The 20,249-nt window shown below is 42.2% G+C and carries 18 protein-coding genes; 13 read left to right on the forward strand and 5 right to left on the reverse strand.

What is annotated here, in order from left to right; genetic code table 11:
* Window positions 1-157 precede the first annotated feature (157 nt).
* Window positions 158-1,429 carry a carboxypeptidase-like regulatory domain-containing protein gene (locus VR862_RS11195; RefSeq protein ID WP_324721060.1) on the forward strand — a complete coding sequence of 424 codons (1,272 nt, stop codon included), beginning with the start codon at window positions 158-160 and terminating at the stop codon, window positions 1,427-1,429.
* 72 nt (window positions 1,430-1,501) lie between these two features.
* Here the strand turns inward: VR862_RS11195 and VR862_RS11200 are convergent, their stop codons facing one another.
* Window positions 1,502-4,384 (reverse strand): MopE-related protein, encoded by a 2,883-nt coding sequence (locus VR862_RS11200; protein ID WP_324721061.1) that lies wholly within the window; start codon window positions 4,382-4,384, stop codon window positions 1,502-1,504.
* A 296-nt stretch (window positions 4,385-4,680) separates the two neighbouring features.
* Between VR862_RS11200 and VR862_RS11205 the strand changes: the two genes are divergently transcribed.
* The 8 genes from VR862_RS11205 to VR862_RS11240 all read left to right on the forward strand — a co-directional run bounded on the left by VR862_RS11205 (window position 4,681) and on the right by VR862_RS11240 (window position 13,223).
* The gene (locus VR862_RS11205) at window positions 4,681-5,904 is read left to right on the forward strand and encodes an exonuclease SbcCD subunit D C-terminal domain-containing protein (RefSeq protein ID WP_324721062.1); all 1,224 of its coding nucleotides are present in this window, start codon (window positions 4,681-4,683) and stop codon (window positions 5,902-5,904) included.
* Complete coding sequence (locus tag VR862_RS11210) at window positions 5,901-8,921, forward strand: SbcC/MukB-like Walker B domain-containing protein (RefSeq protein WP_324721063.1); 3,021 nt, start codon at window positions 5,901-5,903, stop codon at window positions 8,919-8,921. The genes VR862_RS11205 and VR862_RS11210 overlap by 4 nt, the downstream gene beginning before the upstream one ends.
* A gap of 91 nt (window positions 8,922-9,012) precedes the next feature.
* The gene (locus VR862_RS11215) at window positions 9,013-9,696 is read left to right on the forward strand and encodes a type 1 glutamine amidotransferase domain-containing protein (protein WP_324721064.1); all 684 of its coding nucleotides are present in this window, start codon (window positions 9,013-9,015) and stop codon (window positions 9,694-9,696) included.
* Window positions 9,697-9,757: 61 nt separating this feature from the next.
* Window positions 9,758-10,405 carry a helix-turn-helix transcriptional regulator gene (locus VR862_RS11220; RefSeq protein WP_324721065.1) on the forward strand — a complete coding sequence of 216 codons (648 nt, stop codon included), beginning with the start codon at window positions 9,758-9,760 and terminating at the stop codon, window positions 10,403-10,405.
* 97 nt (window positions 10,406-10,502) lie between these two features.
* Window positions 10,503-11,171: a helix-turn-helix transcriptional regulator gene (locus tag VR862_RS11225; RefSeq protein ID WP_324721066.1), complete on the forward strand. Its 669-nt coding sequence runs from the start codon at window positions 10,503-10,505 to the stop codon at window positions 11,169-11,171.
* A gap of 238 nt (window positions 11,172-11,409) precedes the next feature.
* Entirely contained in the window at window positions 11,410-11,982 is a 573-nt protein-coding gene (locus tag VR862_RS11230) for a pseudouridine synthase (protein ID WP_324721067.1), read from the forward strand.
* A 66-nt stretch (window positions 11,983-12,048) separates the two neighbouring features.
* The gene (locus tag VR862_RS11235) at window positions 12,049-12,906 is read left to right on the forward strand and encodes a hypothetical protein (protein ID WP_324721068.1); all 858 of its coding nucleotides are present in this window, start codon (window positions 12,049-12,051) and stop codon (window positions 12,904-12,906) included.
* Window positions 12,903-13,223: a hypothetical protein gene (locus VR862_RS11240; protein ID WP_324721069.1), complete on the forward strand. Its 321-nt coding sequence runs from the start codon at window positions 12,903-12,905 to the stop codon at window positions 13,221-13,223. The genes VR862_RS11235 and VR862_RS11240 overlap by 4 nt, the downstream gene beginning before the upstream one ends.
* Here the strand turns inward: VR862_RS11240 and ypfJ are convergent, their stop codons facing one another.
* Both ypfJ and VR862_RS11250 read right to left on the reverse strand, forming a co-directional pair.
* Window positions 13,224-14,063, reverse strand: a complete 840-nt coding sequence (ypfJ, locus tag VR862_RS11245; protein ID WP_324721070.1) for a KPN_02809 family neutral zinc metallopeptidase — start codon at window positions 14,061-14,063, stop codon at window positions 13,224-13,226.
* Window positions 14,064-14,264: 201 nt separating this feature from the next.
* The gene (locus VR862_RS11250) at window positions 14,265-15,200 is read right to left on the reverse strand and encodes a 1-phosphofructokinase family hexose kinase (RefSeq protein ID WP_324721071.1); all 936 of its coding nucleotides are present in this window, start codon (window positions 15,198-15,200) and stop codon (window positions 14,265-14,267) included.
* A gap of 193 nt (window positions 15,201-15,393) precedes the next feature.
* On the opposite strand from VR862_RS11250, the gene VR862_RS11255 reads away from it, so the two are divergent.
* The 3 genes from VR862_RS11255 to VR862_RS11265 are packed head-to-tail and all read left to right on the forward strand — an operon-like array spanning window position 15,394 to window position 17,927.
* Entirely contained in the window at window positions 15,394-16,173 is a 780-nt protein-coding gene (locus VR862_RS11255; protein ID WP_324721072.1) for an MlaE family ABC transporter permease, read from the forward strand.
* Window positions 16,166-16,930, forward strand: a complete 765-nt coding sequence (locus tag VR862_RS11260; protein WP_324721073.1) for an ABC transporter ATP-binding protein — start codon at window positions 16,166-16,168, stop codon at window positions 16,928-16,930. Before VR862_RS11255 ends, VR862_RS11260 begins: the two co-directional genes overlap by 8 nt.
* A 7-nt stretch (window positions 16,931-16,937) precedes the next feature.
* The gene (locus tag VR862_RS11265) at window positions 16,938-17,927 is read left to right on the forward strand and encodes an MlaD family protein (RefSeq protein WP_324721074.1); all 990 of its coding nucleotides are present in this window, start codon (window positions 16,938-16,940) and stop codon (window positions 17,925-17,927) included.
* Between the two features lie 58 nt (window positions 17,928-17,985).
* Here the strand turns inward: VR862_RS11265 and azu are convergent, their stop codons facing one another.
* Window positions 17,986-18,552, reverse strand: coding sequence for an azurin (gene azu / locus VR862_RS11270; protein WP_324721075.1), 567 nt, complete (start codon window positions 18,550-18,552; stop codon window positions 17,986-17,988).
* 117 nt (window positions 18,553-18,669) lie between these two features.
* Window positions 18,670-18,936: a zinc ribbon domain-containing protein gene (locus tag VR862_RS11275; protein ID WP_324721076.1), complete on the reverse strand. Its 267-nt coding sequence runs from the start codon at window positions 18,934-18,936 to the stop codon at window positions 18,670-18,672.
* A gap of 222 nt (window positions 18,937-19,158) precedes the next feature.
* Here VR862_RS11275 and VR862_RS11280 point away from each other — a divergent pair, with 222 nt between their 5' ends.
* Complete coding sequence (locus VR862_RS11280) at window positions 19,159-20,202, forward strand: response regulator (protein ID WP_324721077.1); 1,044 nt, start codon at window positions 19,159-19,161, stop codon at window positions 20,200-20,202.
* Window positions 20,203-20,249: the final 47 nt, after the last annotated feature.

The raw sequence follows: 20,249 nt of genomic DNA on the forward strand, positions 1-20,249 counted from the left end.
ATATTTAGACTTTTAAAATTACTTATATTATTTAATCCTATCAAATTATGGGGAAGGGATTTTCCCCTAATTTCACTCTTAAAATTCCTGACCGTTCATCTTAACAATTAACTAAAATTCAGTATCTTGGAGAGATAATTCCTATAAAACTTGCGCCATGAGAAGTACCAGTTTAAATTTCGTCAGGCCCCTGTTAATTCTGTTATTTGTATTTAGTCTTCCCACCGGGGCCTTTGCAGCATTTCAGCAAACTATAAGTGATTTTACCGAATATAAAGGGCTTGTAGTGAACAGCCGAAATGATGAACCACTTGCCGGAGCTTATCTTTCCGTTCAAAATTCCAATATTGCTACTGTGACCAACAGTGATGGGGAGTTCTCTCTTAAGATTCCCAAGGATCTTGATGATGTCAATGTACGGGTCTCTTATCTCGGCTTTCAAAGCCGTGTGCTGCCCTTGCAGTTCTTTCAACAGGAGGAAGTGGTAATCGAACTTCAGGAATCCCTGGAGGAGCTTGAGGAGGTAGCTGTCTTCACCTATACAGATCCCGTAGCTTTAGTACGGAATATGCTGGAGACAAGAGGTACCAATTATTTCAATGATCGTACAACCATGACAGCTTTCTACAGGGAAGCTATAAAAAGAGGTCGCAAAAATGTCTCCCTTTCTGAAGCTGTTGTCAAAATCCACAAGCAACCTTATGACTCCAATGCAGATGATGACATAGCCCTGGTCAAAGCACGTAAAACAGCCGATTATGACAGGCTGGACACTGTAGCCCTGAAACTTCGAGGAGGGCCTTACAATCCCCTGAGCATTGATATTATGAAAAATCCCACAAATATTTTCAATCAGCAGGATCTTGCCAACTTTAAATTCAGTTTTGATGAACCCACCAAGATCGATGATCAATATTTGTATGTGGTAAATTTTGAAGAGCTGGACAAGAGTATGCCGTGGTACTACGGGAAGTTATTTATTGATGCGAATACGTTCTCCCTGGCAAAAGCATCATTTAACCTAAATGTAGATAACCGCTCTGCCGCGACAGATCTTTTTGTGAAGAAAAAACCCGGTGGAACCAAGGTTTATCCGGTCGAGGTGAATTATGACATAACCTACCGGGAGAAAGACGGTCGCTGGTACTTTGGTTACGGGCACACCCAACTTGAGTTTGTTGTGAACTGGCGAAGAAAATTATTCAACTCCCGCTATAAGGTCAACAGTGAACTTGCAGTAACCAACTGGGAAATAAATCCTGAAAAAGTAAAAAAGGATGATACCTTCTTAAGCCGAAGAGTGGTCATGAATGATGATGTTACAGGCTTTGCCGACCTTTCTTTCTGGGGAGAGAACAATATCATAGAACCAGATGAATCTATTGAAAGTGCCATTGACAAAATCAGGGATAAACTGGAAAATAATTGATTCAGTTTAATCACAGATAAAAAACACTCCTGAAAAATGACATTTTTCAGGAGTGTTTTTTTTGTTCATCATCTATTCCTTAAGCAGGTTGATCTGGTAAGATTCTGAGCTACCGTCGAGCCTTATAAAATAAACTCCAGGTTTCCATCTCTCGGTATTTATGCTCCAGTAGATATCTCCACCACCAACCGGGACCTCAAACATTTTGGTGCTCATCAGCCGGTTATTCACATCGTATAAACCTGCACTGAACTGAAGACCCCCCAGATGTTCGGGAAAGCTTACATAGAAGCCGTTACTCTCTATGGGATTTGGGTAAGCGTATGGAGCTTCACCAGGTGTTTCCCCTTCCGTATCGCCGGCAGTACCATTAAGAGAGGCTGATGCCATACATTCAGTACCGCTTGCATTTGCACTTGTCTTTGTTTCAGCGCCGGTACTGTCATTCCAGTACAGGACCACCTGTGTTTGTCCTTTAGAAGCAACTGCAGTATCAAATTGGGTAGTCGCACCGGCATCCAGAGTAAAGGAACCGGATTCTCCTTTCCTTACCTCCCATCGCACATCAACTGCACATGCGCCAGCATTATTTACTGTCCAGTAGACGGTAGATCCAGAAGTACACTCGCTTATATTTAAAGTGTCTGTTCCCAGACATTGGGTGGTTTCACATGCATCTCCTACTCCGTTTCCATTGGAATCAACCTGATCGGCATTGGCAACGCCGGGACAATTATCTTCTGAATCTGCAACTCCATCCCCGTCAAAATCCACTATTTCGGTTGTTGCATCAACTCCATCGCAGTCCTGGTCGATTCCATCATCCGGAATATCTTCTGCTTCGGGATTAATTGCAGGATCAATATCATCACAATCGCCTGCGCGGGTAATATAATTGCCATCAGGTTGAGTACAGGAAGAAATATTCGTGTCTGAAAAATCCACTCCATAGCTATCGTTATCAGCATCTAAATACCAGGTCTGTGGTGTACAGTCTCCTATTACCTGAACTTCCGCACTAAATTCCGAGGTGTTTCCATTCGCATCGGTAGCGGTGCCGATTATGTAGTCGCCAGAGGCTAATTCTATACCGGAAGCTAAAGGGAACTGCAGATTTTTTGGTACACCATCCTGATAATCCTGTTCGCGGAAATCATCGGACGTCAAATAATCTTTTCCCTGTCGGTTGCCATCACTTTTGAAAAATTCAACAGTAATGGGATAAACAGAATTAGCAGGATCTGAAGGCACCACATAATCCAGGTCTAAGACCTGATCAACTACAGAAGCTTCGGTTATATCTGGAAAATTTTGAAGAAAATTGGCTCCAAAGTCATCGTCGCCTGGATCATTTTCTGAAACTCCATTGCTGTCCAGATCAATCCCAATATTTAAATTTCCAAAAATGTTATTTTTCGTCAGAGTATTTTTTAGGGGTTGGGTAGTAACCTGTGAACCTCTGTTATCAAAGTAGCTTACAAGAATTCCGCCGGCGCCATTGTGAGCAATTGTATTTCCCTTGCCATCTAAGGAACTACCAATGATATTATTTTCGCTTCCATTGAAGATTTGAATTCCAAATTCCCCATTTCCAAGGGGGGATACTCCATCAGCCTTTGTACCAATTAAATTATTGTATACCTGTATATCTTTGGACGCATGAATACTTACACCAAAGGTATAATTACCGGATATTAAATTATTAGCTACCGTCACTGACTTTGCCGTCATTGTTATTCCCCTATAATTAGGGACCTCATATTGACCGGAAGGATCGGTCCCTATAAAGTTTCCAAACACTTTATTGCCAGTGAGAGGTGTTTCAGGAGGTGCTCCAATCGTAATCGCATTAAAATAAATATTACCTGAAATCACATTACCTTCTCCCGGTTCCAGTCCTCCTATTGTATTATTTGATGCCGCCTCTGTCCAGAGTCTTATTCCCTGCTGGCGGGATTCTCCAAAATAGGCAAGCATTTCGCCGTTCTGGCCTAAGCCTATGTAGTTCCCTGATATAATGTTATCAGGGCTTAAAACATAAACCCCAGTCCGGATATTTCCGGAAATGATATTTCGGGTTTGAGCAGTAGCGCCTCCAATCAAAGTATTGTTGGCTCCCTCATGAGTTACAATACCCCAGTAATTGGGAATAGCCTGAGTACCTGTAGCATCAGTTCCTATAAAGTTTCCCTGTATCCTGTTGTCATAAGAATTCTCTCCGTGTATATAAATACCTATACCCCACCCTGTCATTACATGATTTCCGGAGATCAAATTTCTATCCCCGGGTTGTGTTCCTCCAATTATATTTCCTGAACTATTTACCAGTGCCACTCCGAAGGTGTTTGAAAAGGCAGATCTACCATCAGGAGTCACCCCTAAAAAATTTCCTTTGATGTGATGAGAACCAGTTCCATTGGCGTAAATAGCCGTTCCATTCCCCAGGATATCCTCTTCATCCATAATGTTAAAGTTCCCCATTACAAAACCCTGTATCGTACTACCTGAAGATTGTCCTTCAAGCTTAAAACCAAATCTTGCCACTTCACCTCCATCTATTACCACAACCGGTGAAGACCATGAATAGTCGTTCTCGGTTGTAGCATTTAATATCACGGTTTCTGTTATCACCGGGAGATCACCTGTAAGACTAATCACGTGTGGAGATTTCCCCGGAAAACTGAATTGAATCTCATCTGTTTCCGGAGTTTGATTGGCAGTTTCAATAGCTGCTCTAAGAGTACATCTTCCTTTACTATCCCCACAAATCCCATCATTTAAGTTAATATCCGGATTGTCTTCTACACTATTGACTATTAAGGTTGACTGGGCTGAAAGATCAAAGTAGAAAACCAGCATTAAACAAAGCGTCAAAAAAGACTTTTTGGAAACAAAACTTAATGTGGTACCAATTAGGCGTACCAGTTTCCCATAGGAATTGTAAAAATTTTTCATGATAAGAGAAATTTAGGCTTCACCCAGGGTAGGGAAAACGGGTAAGCGTTAATAATAATTTTCAATTTAAAAAATATAACTACCTAACTTTCAATACATAACACATTTTTCGATCACAGGTATTTTTAAAAGGATAAAAATCCATCTGCTGCAATTCTCCCTCTGAATTCTGACGAATCGTAAGATAAATCTTACCTCAAATCATTTTAAGTACGCCACCTTTTGTCGCTACTCCCTTTTACCTTTGTATGAAATCGAGCTTTACGTTACCTTCGAAAACTCAAATATTTTTCTGAATGAAGATCCTGCATACTGCCGACTGGCACATAGGAAAAAAGCTGCACAAAACGGAACTGGCTGAAGATTTTGATCTTTTTATTGACTGGCTGTGTAAGATCATTGATGCTGAAAAAGTAGATCTCTTGCTCGTCTCGGGTGATATCTTTGATCTTGCCAATCCTTCTTCTGAAGCGCGCCGGCAATATTATCGCGCCTTGATAAAAATGAAGCAATTCAAGTGCAGGATCATCCTCACTGGAGGAAATCACGATTCCCCCGCCATGCTCGACGCTCCAAAAGAGATCCTGAAAGAGCTCGATATCGAGATCATAGGTGGTTTACCCGAAGCACTTGAAGATGTTGTCATTCCAGTTGGCGGGAAAGAGGGTAATCCTGAAATCGTCATTGCCGCCCTGCCATTTCTTCGGGATGCAGACCTGCGGCGGGAAGATGACGGGAAAAATTACGACGACCGTTTAGAAGCATTAAAAACCGGGATCCAAAAGACATTTTTTGAAGCCTCAGAAATTTGTGTCTCAAAATATCCTGATATACCGGCCATAGCAATGGGCCATCTTTTCACTGCAGGAATTGAGACTTCAGAAAGTGAAAGAGATATACAAATAGGTAATCTGGCAGCTTTTGAAGCTTCCCGTTTTGGCAGCTACTTCAGCTATATTGCTCTGGGGCATATTCACAAACCACAGCGGGTGGCAGCAGCTGTCCCGGCTTTTTACAGCGGCTCTCCCCTGCCCCTGTCCTTTAGCGAACGTAGGGACGAAAAAAGGGTGCTGTTAATAGACACATCAAAAAACTGGAAACCCAAAAGTATCCCCGTGCCAAGCTTTCGCTCTTTGCTCAAAATAAGTGGAAGTATAGAGGAGCTGACTTTTAAGTTGGATGAATTACAGGAAAGGAAAATTCTTGAAAGCCTGGTTGAGGTAGAATTAAAAGAAGAACAGTATGATGCCTTAAAGATATATGCACTGGATGAATTGATAAGCGGCTTCAAAAAAGAAGGCTTCAGGATCGTAAAGCACAGGGCGAGTTTTGAGAATCAGCTAAAAGGAGCGGCACAGGCATTCCAGTCTGAAGTGCAACTTCAGGATCTCCAACCTAAAGATGTTTTCCTGGAGCTCATAGCTAAGCATGAATACGATAAAGAAACAAAGCAGGAGATCCTTTCCGCCTTTGATGAAATCCTGGAGGAATTGCACAGGGACGAAAACGCAGAGATATGAAGATCTTAAAAATTGAATTTCAGAATATAAATTCCCTAAAAGGGCGGCACGAGATCGACTTTACAAAAGCACCTTTTACGGTGAGCTCATTATTTGCCATCACAGGGCCTACAGGGAGTGGAAAAAGCTCTATCCTGGACGTGATTTCTCTCGCACTCTTTAATATGGTGCCTCGCCTTGGAAGGATTAGCAAAAGTGATATCATAAACAAGGGGGCGCTGCTTACACGCAATCAAAAGGAAGCGTTTGCCAAAGTCACTTACCAGGCGAACTCCGGAATTTTTGCTTCGGAATGGAGCATTTCAACTAACCGCAACAACAACCTGCGGGACTACGAAATGTACCTCTATGATATGGCTACGGAAAAGCCTTTGGATTATAAAAAGTCTGATGTGCCTTCAAAAAACGAAGAATTGATAGGGCTCAATTATAACCAGTTCATAAAGTCGGTACTTCTTGCTCAGGGGGATTTTGCTCAATTCCTGAAGGCCAGAAAAGATGAGCGGGGCGAACTACTTGAAAAGATCACCGGAACCGGAATTTACAGGCAGGTTGGTATAAAAGCCTATCAGAAGTTCAAAACTGTTAATGCTGAAATTGAAGACCGGCAAAAGGAAATTTATCTGCTTCAAAAAGATCTTTTAGAGGAGGAAAGCCTGGAAGAAATTAATTCTTCTTTATCTGAAAAACTGAAGACTTGCGAGCCGCTTGAAAAGGAGATCCAAAAGCTGGACAAACTTCAGGAACTTAAGAAAACGATCGCCTCCCAGGAAAATCAGATACAGAACCGGGAAAAAATGAGATCGGGTGCAATTAAGGAGCTGGAGAATTTTGAAGAGGAACATGGAGAAAAGCTAAAGGAGCATGAACAGGTCCAGGTCTTTGCAGGGGAACTGCGAACCTGGAAGAACCTGGACGATAGTTGTCGGGAACTTAAAAAGGAACTTGAAGCTCATGATCTTGGAGAAAAAAGAAACGTTACAGACATTGACAGCTGTCTTGAAAAAATCAGAAACTTTTTAAAGACCGAACCTGCAACCGGCGAGATCGAAACCAGCCTTCAATCCTTTTCCAAAAATGTTCGAAACCTGCAGCAGCAAAGGGATGAAAAGTTAGGTCAATATCGCAACCTTCAGGAGCGTTTCAATTCTGAACTGCGAGAGGTACCTTTCAGGTTGAACGGGAATCCCGAAACCGAAGAACAAAAATTAAGGGAGTTAAAAGCTTCAGGAGAACACAATCTGCAGGATCTAAGGCTGAAGCTGGAGGATGTGGACCTCGAAAGACCCGAATCTGAGAAAGTCCGGTTAAAGCAAGTCCTTCAGCAGGCCAGAAAAGCACAACAGGAATGGCAAATCATTCAAAATCTTTCAGCAGAAATAGAAAGAGACTCAAAAGAGGAAAAGGACCTGCTTCCGCAAGTGGAGGAACTCCCTCAAAAGATAGATACAGACAAGAAACAAGCGGAAATTCTTCAGAAACGGATTGAAAATCTGCAACTTCAGCGGGAAAATGAGCTTTTAAAAGCCAGTCTTGAAGATCTAAGGCACAAACTTACTAAAGGAGAGCCGTGTCCACTTTGTGGAAGTGAGCATCATCCTTATGCGACTCACTTACCTGCCAAAAATGACAATTTACAGCTTCAAATTTCTGAACTTAAAAAGGAGCTTACCCAACTTGAAAAACAGGTAACAACTAGAACTGCCAATCTTGCTCATCATCTCAAAAGGAGAAGCGAACTTCAAAAGAATATTGCAGAAAAGACTCAGAGACTGGAGTCTCAAAAAGGGCATTTTAGAGAGGAATTTTCCAGGATCAATCCAAACGATGAAAGTTGGGAAGCCTTCTGCAACAGCAGGGAAGAGAGACTCAGCCTCTTGGAGCAATATGAAGCGGAAAAAAGAAAGTTGAGTGCAATTTTAATGGGGTTACCCATAATTTCTGAAATTAAGGAAGTGCTTGTACAGGGCAAGCAGATAAAGGAGAAACTGGATGACCTCTACACCGGGAGTGACGTAGAAACGGACTGCCTGGAGCTGCAAAATTCATGGACAGGGTTGCAGCACCAAAAAAGATCGCTTGCCACCCAAAAACAAGAGCTTAATCAAAAACTTTCCGGAAAAGACTTTGAGCGAAAGGACCTTGAAGAAAAACTGCAGCCAAAAATTACTGAGGCAGATTGTAAGGAAGTAGCCGAGGCACTGAAGAAACTACTTCCGGAGAGGGAATATATTCAGCTTCGCAAAAAGTGGGAAGAGCTAAGGTCTCAAAAAGGGCAAATCGAAGCAACGTTGAGAACTTTGAAAGATCAGCTCGAAGAGCAACGGCAAAAAGATGTGCCGGAAAGTGAGGAAGAGCTTTTGAAAAGGTTACAGGAAAATAAAACGCAACTTCTATCCCTCAACGAAGACTGTGAAGAGCTAAGAAGGAAACTTAGAAATGATAAGGAGCGAAAGACAAAGATAGCCGAAATAGAAGCCGAACTCGAACAGGGAAAGAGAAGGATCAAACGATGGAAGATACTCGATGAGCTAATTGGGGATTCAAAAGGCAAAAAATTCAACGATTTTGCACAGGATCTCAGTTTGTCTCAATTACTTATCCTCGCAAACAAAAGGCTCCAGGACCTTAGTGACCGCTATAGGATCGATAAACCTTTGGAAGAGGAAGATGACAGCCTGGTAGCTATTGATGAGCATATGGGGGGACAACGTCGTTCGGTCAAGACGCTTTCGGGGGGAGAGACTTTCCTCCTCAGTTTATCCATGGCCCTGGCTCTGAGCGATCTTGCCTCGAGAAATGTGGAGATAAACTCTCTTTTTATAGATGAAGGGTTCGGAACCCTTGATCCTGAAACCCTTGATCAAACCCTGGACACCCTGGAAAAACTTCAGGCCGAATCATCTAAAACCATTGGCGTGATAAGCCATGTTGATTCCCTAAAGGAGAGAATTGCAACGCAGGTTAGACTTACCCGGAATGGCCAGGGATATAGTTCTATGGAGGTTGTGGGGTAAAGAAAGTTTTAGCTTTTAGTATTAATTAAAAGATAAAGTTTTGGCTCGCACCGGGGCTTTTGAGGATCTTTATTATTAAATGAATTACGTCATGAAAAAGATCCTTATTATACTGACTTCGCATAATGAACTGGTAAATACCGATTCCAAAACCGGGGTATGGCTGGGAGAATTCACAGATCCTTATTACGAGTTTATCGACAAAGGTTATACTGTAACTTTGGCCAGTCCCAAAGGTGGTAAGCCTCCAATAGATCCCAGAAGCGAACTCACAGAAAATATAACCTCTTCAAACCGAAGATTCAAGAAAGACGAGAAAGCCCAAAAAGATTTTGAATTTACTATAAAGCTCTCAGAGATCAATGCTGATGATTTTGATGCAGTTTTCTTTCCCGGGGGACATGGCCCAATGGGCGATTTGGCCACAGATGCAGATACTGCACGCCTGGTAGTTGAATTCTTCAATCAGGACAAACCCATTGCGGCAATATGCCATGGACCTGCAGCCTTGTTGACAGCGGCAACCGAAGCACCTGAACTCTTACAGGGAAAAGAGGTGACGGCCTTTTCAAATACCGAAGAAAAGATGGTAGGTTTAAGGGACAACATCCCGTTTAGCCTGGAAGATCGCCTGAAGACCTTAGGTGCCAATTACAGCAGTGCCACACTACCTTTCACTTCCAGGGTAAAAGTAGCTGGAAAGCTGGTCACGGGGCAAAATCCGGCATCTGCTGAAAAAGCAGCGAAAGAACTTATAAAATTACTGGAATCATAAATCTCCTTTTACAGTTCAACACAAACCTACATCTGTAGAAAGTACTATTTTTACAGGTGTAATGAACTTTATAGAAGAACTTGATACCTGCCGGGAAGAATTTGAGAAGATGCCCGGTGTGACAGTTATCCATGAGCTCGATGGGTTTAAACCGCTATTCATGACCTCCAATGGCCTGGATCTTCTTGGGCTGACATTAGAGGAACTTATTGCCATTAAAGAAGATTACCAGCTCCTGTTCTTTAACCAGGACTTCATGGGAGATTATTTAAAGTCCCTCAGGAGTTTAATTGAAAGGGAAGGGATACACGAGACCTTTTCCTTTTTTCACCAGGTGAAAATAGAAGGTAAATTCAGGTGGTATGCAGCTTCTCTAAAGGTTTTTAAAGTTGATCACAATTTCTCTCCCACCCACACAATTACTTATGCCGTACCGCTCGAAGATTTTCACTGGATCACAAAAGCTGAGAGATTACTCGAAGAAACAAATTTTGGCAGAGACAAGCTAGAGAAGTTCACTACCCTTAGCAAGAGAGAACTCCAGGTCTTAGCCCTGGCAGCTAAGGGGAATAGAACGGCAGAAATGGCCAGTTCTTTGAAAATCTCGGCAGATACAGTGAATTCCCATCTAAAGTCTATCAGGAAGAAACTGGATTGTAAGAGCTCTTTTGAACTTACCGAATATGCCAGGGCATACGATCTTTTGTGATCGATGTCGAAAAAACGACAATTTTATCGATTAAAACAGCTGTAGTTTTATAAAAAGTTTAGATTATCCTATTTTTAGTTCAACTTAAATAGAAATCTTGGAGCAATCTTTTGAACAAAAGCTAAAGAATTTTTCCGGCTGCGCCGAATTAATGCCGGGCGTAGTAGTGGTCCATGAATTGAGACCGGAGGATTTCTCTACTGTCTATATGAGCTCCCGTGGTTTAAATCAATTAGGCGTAAGTTTACAGGAACTTACCGAGATGGGTTCAAAATATCACGACAGGTTCTTCAACAATGAAGATATGGAGGGATTTATGATAAAGCTGCGAAAGATGTTGGAAAACAGGGATCCTAACGAAACCTTCACCTTTTTTCAACAGGTAAAATTTAAGGACCGGCAAGAATGGGTGTGGCACGTAGGATCCATAAGGATCTTCCATCAGGCACCAGATGGAACACCTACACATATAGTAACTGTGGCATTTCCCGTAGACAGGATGAAACACATAGAAAACAAGGCAGAACGCCTGTTAAAGGAGAACATGTTCTTTAAAGAAAACCTCGGTAAATTTCTTGGTCTTGGAAAGAGGGCAAAGGAAGTATTGAGATTAGTAGCCCTGGGGAAAAGTTCAAATGAAATCGCTGATGAGCTTAATATTTCCATCGACACAGTAAATACTCACCGAAAGAATATCAAGAAAAAATTAGGTATCTCAACTACGTACGAATTTACAGAGTACGCCCATGCCTATGACCTCATATAGGGACAAAAAAAATCGGGGCCCCTACACCCCCGATTTTTTATTCCATTGGATCTTATTCATTGCTGAATAATTTTCTAATCCAATTTCATGTTGTAAAAATAGTTGATGCTGTCTCTCCCTGCAATACCCACTTTTGGTGATTTTTCCCATAAACACCTGGCTTATATGTTAAAAATGAAGGCTGAAACACTATTTTTGTCGACCAAATGCTACAGACTCTTCACTCTTCCTTTTTTATATGCACAGACATTTTAAACTTTATAAGCCCTACGGTTATCTAAGCCAGTTCATCACTAACCAGCGTACCCGCAGAAACAAACGACTGCTAGGGGAGCTTTATGACTTTCCTGAAAATACAATGGCCATAGGCCGACTGGACGAAGATTCTGAAGGACTTCTACTACTTACAACCGACGGTAAAGTGAGTGCAGAGATCACGGGAAGAGGAGTGGAAAAAGAATACTATGTACAGGTAGATGGTGAAGTAACTCAAGAAGCTATTAAGCAGCTTCGGAGCGGAGTGGAAATAGGTATAAATGGTAAGAAGTACATGACCAATTCCTGTGAGGTTATACACCTTGACATTCCTCCCGTTTTTCCTCCACGTTCCAAACCCATCCGGGGCTCCCGTCATGGTCCTACCAGCTGGATCTCTGTAACGCTCACCGAAGGTAAGTTTAGGCAGGTAAAGAAAATGACGGCTGCAGTTGGATTCCCCACATTACGGCTTGTACGCGTAAGGATTGGAAATGAATTTTTAAGTAATATGGAGCCTGGAGAAGTTGAGGAAGTGAATCAATTCAGTTGCTGAAGAACCTGTTAATTATGTTCATTTTGGTGCCTTTTTTTCGTAACTTAACAAGGGAATTTATGGGTCATGAAAAATATTGTCATTTCAACAGATTTTTCGTCATCGTACACCAGTACGATCCTGTATGCCCTGAAATTAATGAGGGGCCAAAAATGCAACTTTTGGATCCTTAACCAGTCACCAATAAATCCCTACAAGCACTTGTCTTCTGAAGAAATGATGAAGATGGAATGCATTCATTTTGAAGGGCTGCAAAGAATTCAAAAGCTTCAAAAAAACCTGGTCCATAAATTTCCTGAAGAAGATTTTAATTTCCGGCTGCTTTCTATAGATAAATTACAAGAACAGTCATGGGATATTTCTCTGGCAATTACTACGACAGCTATTTTAAAGAAATGGAATTGGAAAATGCTGGTTGAACTAGCCACTAAAAGATCTTTTCCGCTTCTTCTGGTACCTCGGGATCTGGAATTTCGTTCTCCTCGAAAAGTCCTTATGAGTCTAGATCCCAATCTTGAGATAAAGCTTGCCAGTCTTGATCCTTTCATAAAAATTTTTGGAAACTACACGATGGATCTGGAAATATTCAGAATATTATCAGATAAGATAAATCCTGCTCTGGAAGCAAGGGATGAATTTGAACTCACACAAAAATTTGAAGCTTATCATCCAAAGATCAGGAAAATTTTTTCCCGACATGGAGAAAGGATTCTAAAGGGGAATTCTCTTCAGAAACAAATCGATCTTCATATAGTTCCGGTGGTACAAAATGCTAGTAATGCACGGTTTGACTCCACCGATCTCTATAGTAGTATTGCAGGGAGCTCCATCCCGGTCATGCTCATCAAAGGTTCAGAAAAAAATCAACCGGCATTTGTTCCCGGAAAATCCAGAAGCAGAACACTAACAGCTTTTAAGCCATGAAGGTAATCATCGCCATCCTCCTGTTACTTCATGCCATCTTGCACCTAATGGGATTGGTTAAATCTTTTTATACCGACTTTCTTCCAACCCTTTCCCGCAGAATAAGCAGACTTGAAGGAATGCTTTGGCTGCTATCTTCCATTATTCTTGTGCTGGCTTTGATCTTCTTCCTGACCAACGCCTGGTACTGGCCTGTTCTGTCAATTTGCGGAGCTCTATTATCACAATTCCTGATCACTCTAAACTGGGAAGATGCAAAATACGGGACGATACTAAATCTTTTGATCCTGGCGGTAAGTTTTCCGGCCTTGAGTTAACTATTGTGCGAGCGCTTCAAAGGTTCTGCCTCTGGTAAGATCGCCGCTTTTATAACCTTTTAGAAACCATTCCATACGCTGCTGTGAGGTGCCATGAGTAAAAGCGTCCGGCACCACGCGGCCGGTAGTTCGCTTCTGGATCGCATCATCACCCACAGCACTCGCCGCACTTAAAGCGATCTCAATATCCCCCTGCTCCAGGTATTCCCTGTTGTAATGAGCCCAGATGCCGGCATAGAAATCTGCCTGCAACTCAAGGGCTACAGAAAGCTGGTTGGCCTCTGTCTCGCTCATTCCCTGTTGCAGTTGTCGTACTTTTCCTGAAGTTCCCAGGATCGTCTGTACATGATGTCCCACCTCGTGAGCAATAACATAGGCAATGGCAAAATTGCCTTCTTTGGCCCCAAAGCGACTGCGCAGCTCTTCAAAAAAAGTGAGATCCATGTAGATCTTCTGGTCTCCCGGACAATAAAAAGGTCCTGAAGCAGCCGATGCACCACCGCAGGCTGTATTCACAACATCACTAAAAAGTACCATTCCCGGTTCGGGATATGAGGCCCCGTTTTGCTGAAAAAGTTCGTTCCAAACGTCCTCTGTGTCTGCCAGGACAACTCCTGCATAATCCCCCAGTTCTCTTTCTTCTGCCGTTAGTTCCCTGGTCTCTCCTGCCGGTACCTGCTCCTGGAACTGGTTGAGAATATCTGTTGCATCACCGCCTGTAAATAATTGAATAGCGATAAAAATAACCGCAATCAAGCCTCCCCCTACTGCGATCTTACCTTTGGAACTACCCCTGCGATCCTCAACATTAGAACTTTTTCTTCTGCCTCTCCATTTCATTTTGCTGAATTTAGAATACAAATTAGAAAATTATACTCTGGAATTTGTTCAGGTTTTCTTAATTCTCTGCTGAAGCTGAACAATGATTTTTAGAAAATCAACCGGTTAAGACTTCTTGGGCAATTAAAAATCAAAGTCAGCTTCTTTCCTGTAAACCATGGAAGTTTCAGCACCCTATGTTACTACAACCTGAAAGAATTGTCAAAATTCTTCTCTGCTCTTCAGCAGCTGTTCATAAAGTGACTCTACGTCCTTTGCCTTAAGAAGTTCTGTACCGGGTGATTTTATGGTTGCACTCCCACAGGCCAAACCGTACAGAACGGCTTTTTCAATAGGCTGTCCCGTGGATAAGCTGTAAACTATACCTGCAACCATACTGTCCCCTGCCCCAATTGAGCTCACATGCTCTACCTGTGGTGCCGGGAATTGCTTCACCTTGCCTCCTGTAGCCAATAATGCTCCTTCCGCTCCAAGCGATAACACGATGTTCTCCACCTGATGGGTTTCAAGGATCTTCAGCAGAACATTTTTTTGCTGCTCAATAGTTTCCGCAGCTTCCCCTGAAAGATCTTTTAATTCTTTCCTATTTGGCTTAAGCAAAAAAGCGCCTTCTTCAAGCACTCCTTTGTAGGATCTTCCGGAAGTATCGAGTATAAATTTGAGTCCGCACTTACTGGCTCTAGCCGCTGCCCGTGCGTAAAAGTCGGCAGGGGCACCGGGTGGAAGACTACCACTGGCTACAAGAAAAGACCCTTCTTTACATTTATCTATTTTTTCAAGTAAAGCCTCGTACTCCCGGTCCTGTAATTCCGCACCCGGGAAGCCGAACCGGTAAAGATTTCCGGTAGAGTTTTCGGTAATAGCAAAATTTTGCCTTAGATCATTGCTAACATGAACGGGATCCTGATTTACCCCTTCCTTTGCAAGAAGATCGGAAAATAATTTACCGGTGTGACCTCCACTAGCAAAGACCGCGGTAGACTCACCTCCCAGTCTTTTTATTACCCTTGAAACATTTATTCCACCACCTCCGGCATCTATAAGTGGCTTATCGCATCTTAGCTTCTCATTAGGTTCTAATTTTTCGGTTTTGGAGTAGATATCAAGGGCAGGATTAACAGTGAGAGTAATGATCATTATCGGGTACTTGTTTGGTTAATGCATGTATGTATCTTCTAAGTTACTGAATAGGCAGGTAATTCTAAAACAGAAGCCGGTGATTGTGGTGAGGCACAGCCAGTTCTTTCTACCCGGTTTCTCCCTTAAACCTGAGAGATATCATAGTTCTCCCCACCTTTCTAAGTTAGCTTTACAGGGAAATGTTCCAGGTATGGCCCGTAGTTTTCCAATAACCGCCAACCTCTACTCCTTCTTCATAGAAGTTGGAGAGCTGTCTCATTTTGCCGGGAGATTCTTTAGGGAACTTTTCTCCCGCCCCTTTGAATTCCGGGAATTTCTTCGTCAATGTTACCAGATGGGAAATAAATCCCTGATCCTGGTCTCTATTACAGGGTTTATCCTGGGATTGGTATTTACCTTACAAAGCAGGCCCACATTGATGGAGTTTGGTGCTGTTTCATGGATGCCTTCAATGATAAGCATCTCAATTGTAAGGGAAATTGGGCCGGTAATTATTGCTCTCATTTGCGCGGGACGAATTGGTTCAAGTATAGGGGCGGAACTTGGCTCCATGCGGGTAACAGAGCAAATTGATGCCATGGAAGTTTCGGGTACGAACCCTTATAAGTTTCTGGTAGTTACAAGGATACTTGCCGCAACTCTAATGCTTCCAATTTTGATCTTAATCGGAGATTTTATAGCTCTGCTAGGCTCAGCTCTGGTCGAAAACGTAAAGGGAAATGTCTCTTTTCTGCTTTACTTCAACCAGGTTTTCGAGGCTTTAGAATTTAGAGATCTTCTTCCGGCCACGGTCAAGTCATTTTTCTTTGGCTTTGCAATAGGCTTGGTTGGCTGTTTCAAAGGATACTATAGCAGTAAAGGAACTGCAGGGGTAGGACGGGCAGCAAATTCAGCTGTTGTTTTTACCTCCCTGCTTCTTTTTGTGCTGGATTTTATAGCTGTATTTGTTTCAGATGTGATCTATGGATAAGGCACTTAAGCATATTGACTATTCAAAAGAGAAAGCCGTTATTTCCATCAACAAGCTCAATAAGAGATTTGGAGATAATGAAGTATTGAAAGATTTTGACCTTAAGCTATATGAAAACGAGAACCTGGTGATCATGGGAAAATCGGGCTCCGGAAAATCAGTAATGATCAAATGCCTCGTGGGTCTTATGGAGCCGGATAGCGGTAGTATAGAAGTGCTGGGGAAAGATATTAGCAGACTTCAACAGGAAGAAATGGATGCTTTACGGGCAGATATTGGTTTTCTTTTTCAAGGGAGCGCACTTTATGATTCTATGACCGTAAGGGAAAATCTTGAGTTTCCTCTTCGAAGACATAAGGCAAAAACAAAGGGGCAAAAGACAGAGGAACTGGTTTTGGAAGCCTTAGAGAGTGTGGGCCTCCCTCAAACTCTGGATCTTTTGCCGGCAGAACTGTCGGGAGGAATGCAGCGCCGTATAGCCCTGGCCAGGGCACTAATATTAAAACCAAGGATTATAATTTATGATGAACCCACAACGGGGTTGGATCCTATTACTGCAAAGGAGATCGTTCACCTCATCACCGAGGTGCAGAAAAAATACAACACCTCCTCCCTCATAATTACTCACGATGTGGACTGTGCCAGGGTCATCGCCGATCGCATAGTGCTGTTGTACGATCACACTAATTATACCGAGGGCACATTTGAGGAACTTTCCACTTCGAAGGATCCAAATGTCAAAGCCTTCTTTAAATAAAAAAGGGATGAAAAATTCAAATGCTCAAAACTTCAGGCTCGGGCTTTTTATAATTACAGGGGTGCTCATCTTTGTAGCAGGGGTCTATTTTATTGGGAACCGACAGAATCTCTTTGGATCCAATCCAAGGATTACCTCTGTCTTCAAAAGTGTGGATGGATTACAGGTAGGGAACAACGTACGCTATGCCGGGGTCAACGTAGGAACTGTTAGAGTTATAACTATAGTAAATGACACGAGCATTGCTGTAGATTTTATCATTCAGGAAAGGACTATGAATCTCATTAGAAAGAACTCTTTAGCTACTATTTCCTCTGACGGACTGGTGGGAAGTATGATCGTTAACCTGGTGCCGGGGGACTCCCGTGAATCGGAAATGATACAACCGGGAGATACTTTGGAATCAATAAGCAAGGTCACTACTGCCGATATGCTTACAACCCTGAATACGACCAACGAGAATGCAGCCCTCCTGACTGCCGATCTACTCAAGATCACCGCCGCGATCAATAACGGTGAAGGAACTTTAGGATTGCTCATCAAGGATCAACAGATGGCTGAGGATGTAAAGGAAAGTATGAACCAGCTTCGCCACACCACCAGGTCGGCTTCCTCCAGCGTAGCCAAACTTAGCAATATCCTTGGTTCTGTTGACATGGAGAATAGCCTGGCCGGGAAGTTACTGACTCCAGACAGCAGCTCTGTACACAGGGTTGAGGAAATAATTGCAAGTATAGAAAAATCGGCATTTGAAATTGAACAAATGACTGCTAATCTCAATCAATTCTCCAATGCAATAAAGAACAATGATGGGGTTCTCAATTTCATCATGAAGGACACGACCTTTGTCAATAATCTTGATAAAACTCTGGAGAATGCAGAAGCGGCAAGCAAAAAGCTCGATGAAAATATGAAGGCTTTACAGCACAATATTCTCTTTAGGGGATATTTTAAAAAGAAAGCCCGAAGGGAAGCAAGAGAGGCTTCCAAAGAGTAAAAAAAACTGCCGGAGACGTATCCGGCAGTCCTAACGAAATCAAGTCTAACTCTCTGTTCTATTCAACGATAAATTTTCCCCGCATTTGAACATAATGTCCGGGGAAACTACAAATGTATTCATAAGTTCCTGCTGCCGGTGCAGTAAATTCAATGCTGGTCTCTTCGCCACCACCAATCATCTCGGTTTTAGCAATTACAGCATCTGTACCTTCAGGTATATAATCATTACCCGTAGCAGTAGCAGCCTTTTGAGCAAAATCGACTACATCTGTTCCCTGCTTAAGAAGAACAAAATTGTGCCCCATCGCGTTTTCAGGCAATTGTCCAACGTGTGTAAGGGTGAGCCTAACGGTTTCTCCCGCCTTCACTCTAATTTCATTGATATTGTACTGCATAAGATCATTTCCGGTAAGATTTACCTGAACAACTCCATTCTGGCGCTGAACCGCTTGACCGGATTGCATGGTATCTGAAGTCGATTCCATTCTGTCTTCACTGGTGTCGATCTGTTCAAGAGTTCCTTCCTCTCCAATAGTAATTGTTTCCTGATCTTTCTTTTCATCACCACAGCTCACTAGAACTAACGTCAATAAAAAGGCAAGAAATTGGTTTATTCTTTTCATAATTTAGATTTTTCGTTAATCTTTCTACTGAAATTTCTCAATTATACCAAAGGTAAAGAACATAATAAAAACCCACGCAAATCCTGCGTTAAGGAAAGCCTAATAATTCAGAAGGAGCTAAAGGATATGAGTCATTCTCCAGCGCTTTAGGTCGGGCAGAGATCTAATGGTTTGATGGGCTTCTTCAATGCTTATCTCATCATGGTGCCTGGCCATATCCAGTAATTTCTTTTCCATGTCATTGATGGTAAGATGATGGTCTGTAAATTCCCCGTCCCTGAAGCACTCCAGGCAATAATCTGAAGTTTTGCTGTGATCTCTTTTCGTTCCTCTCATCTTCTTGGAAAAAGGAAGTCCACAGCACTGGCAAATAAGTGATTTCATAGCAACTAAATTTAATTAACAATAGATCGAAATGCAATTGAGCAAACTTTCCATGACCTATCTTTTAAAGATAAAAAAGTACGGAGAAAAAAAAGAGATTTTTGGGTCTTAAATATTTCACAATTAATGTTTTCTGCCGTATATTTATGTGGTACATAATTACCTGATAATCAGAGGTGATTTAAACAAATCTCCTGGCGTATCAGTTTAATTTTCAACGTCATGGAAAGTTCCGTTCTCCTTATTGAAGACGATCTTGTTCTTGCCGAAAACACCCGCGAATTACTTGAACTTTCAGGTTACCGCATGCTTCTCGCCCACGAAGGCAAATCCGGAGTTAAAAAGGCTTACAAAGAACTGCCCGATATCATCATTTCAGATATCATGATGCCCGAGCTTGACGGGTATGAAGTTTACAGGGCACTACAACAAAACCGCCATACACGGAATATCCCCTTTATCTTTTTGTCAGCCAAGGCAGAGCCCGGAGATGTTCGCAGAGGAATGAACCTGGGGGCAGACGATTACATCACCAAGCCGTTTAGTGAAGAGGATCTGGTTCTGGCCATTGAAAAGAGGTTATCAAAACGTGCTCAAATTCTGGAACAGGAAGAACAGACCCATTTGGAGAAAAAACCTCAACTTCACCTTGAGGAGTTCAAAGAGTATGTTCGCACCTACGGGGAACAGATTCAGGTCGAAAAGAACGAAGAGATTTATCTTGAGAACCGAATGGCCTCCAGTGTATTCTTACTGGAGCACGGGATGTTGAAGACTTTCCGGCTGGATGAGTACGGTAAAGAACTCATAACTGCCATCCCTCAAAAAGGGGATTTTCTTGGCTTCTACAGCTTTAAAACTCCTTCTCATTATCCCGAAAGTGCGCAGGCTCTGGAAAGAAGTATCCTCTACAGGATTTCACGTGAAGAGTTTATTCATTTGCTGCAGCAGAACCAGGAGTTGATGCTGGAATTTGCCGAGGTAATTTCTCATGATCTCGACATATTAAAAAGCCATTTATTAGAAATGGCGTATGGTTCAGTTCTAAAGAAAACCGCAAGTACCCTCCTGGAATTTGCCGATAAAGTAAAAAGAGATTCCCAGCCTATCCTCAAAGTCTCCCGCAGTGATATGGCCAGCGTTGCAGGCATATCTACAGAAAGTTTTATTAGAAGTCTTTCTTCTTTAAAAAAAGATGGCTTAATAGATATTATTGGAAGAAATATCAAGATCCTAAAGCTGGAAAAACTAAGAGAGATCCACTAGGTTTTTCTCAGAGATTTTTTTTCTAGTCTGACATTTATCATTCTCTT

It is taken from the genome of Salinimicrobium aquimaris, from assembly GCF_035607535.1.
Lineage (GTDB): Bacteria > Bacteroidota > Bacteroidia > Flavobacteriales > Flavobacteriaceae > Salinimicrobium.

Excerpts from the sequence above, each read along its gene's own strand:
- VR862_RS11195 (WP_324721060.1), top strand. The coding sequence starts at position 158 with ATGAGAAGTACCAGTTTAAATTTCGTCAGGCCCCTGTTAATTCTGTTA.
- VR862_RS11200 (WP_324721061.1), bottom strand. The coding sequence starts at position 4,384 with ATGAAAAATTTTTACAATTCCTATGGGAAACTGGTACGCCTAATTGGT.
- VR862_RS11205 (WP_324721062.1), top strand. The coding sequence starts at position 4,681 with ATGAAGATCCTGCATACTGCCGACTGGCACATAGGAAAAAAGCTGCAC.
- VR862_RS11210 (WP_324721063.1), top strand. The coding sequence starts at position 5,901 with ATGAAGATCTTAAAAATTGAATTTCAGAATATAAATTCCCTAAAAGGG.
- VR862_RS11215 (WP_324721064.1), top strand. The coding sequence starts at position 9,013 with ATGAAAAAGATCCTTATTATACTGACTTCGCATAATGAACTGGTAAAT.
- VR862_RS11220 (WP_324721065.1), top strand. The coding sequence starts at position 9,758 with ATGAACTTTATAGAAGAACTTGATACCTGCCGGGAAGAATTTGAGAAG.
- VR862_RS11230 (WP_324721067.1), top strand. The coding sequence starts at position 11,410 with ATGCACAGACATTTTAAACTTTATAAGCCCTACGGTTATCTAAGCCAG.
- VR862_RS11235 (WP_324721068.1), top strand. The coding sequence starts at position 12,049 with ATGAAAAATATTGTCATTTCAACAGATTTTTCGTCATCGTACACCAGT.
- VR862_RS11240 (WP_324721069.1), top strand. The coding sequence starts at position 12,903 with ATGAAGGTAATCATCGCCATCCTCCTGTTACTTCATGCCATCTTGCAC.
- ypfJ (WP_324721070.1), bottom strand. The coding sequence starts at position 14,063 with ATGAAATGGAGAGGCAGAAGAAAAAGTTCTAATGTTGAGGATCGCAGG.
- VR862_RS11250 (WP_324721071.1), bottom strand. The coding sequence starts at position 15,200 with ATGATCATTACTCTCACTGTTAATCCTGCCCTTGATATCTACTCCAAA.
- VR862_RS11255 (WP_324721072.1), top strand. The coding sequence starts at position 15,394 with ATGGCCCGTAGTTTTCCAATAACCGCCAACCTCTACTCCTTCTTCATA.
- VR862_RS11260 (WP_324721073.1), top strand. The coding sequence starts at position 16,166 with ATGGATAAGGCACTTAAGCATATTGACTATTCAAAAGAGAAAGCCGTT.
- VR862_RS11265 (WP_324721074.1), top strand. The coding sequence starts at position 16,938 with ATGAAAAATTCAAATGCTCAAAACTTCAGGCTCGGGCTTTTTATAATT.
- azu (WP_324721075.1), bottom strand. The coding sequence starts at position 18,552 with ATGAAAAGAATAAACCAATTTCTTGCCTTTTTATTGACGTTAGTTCTA.
- VR862_RS11275 (WP_324721076.1), bottom strand. The coding sequence starts at position 18,936 with ATGAAATCACTTATTTGCCAGTGCTGTGGACTTCCTTTTTCCAAGAAG.
- VR862_RS11280 (WP_324721077.1), top strand. The coding sequence starts at position 19,159 with ATGGAAAGTTCCGTTCTCCTTATTGAAGACGATCTTGTTCTTGCCGAA.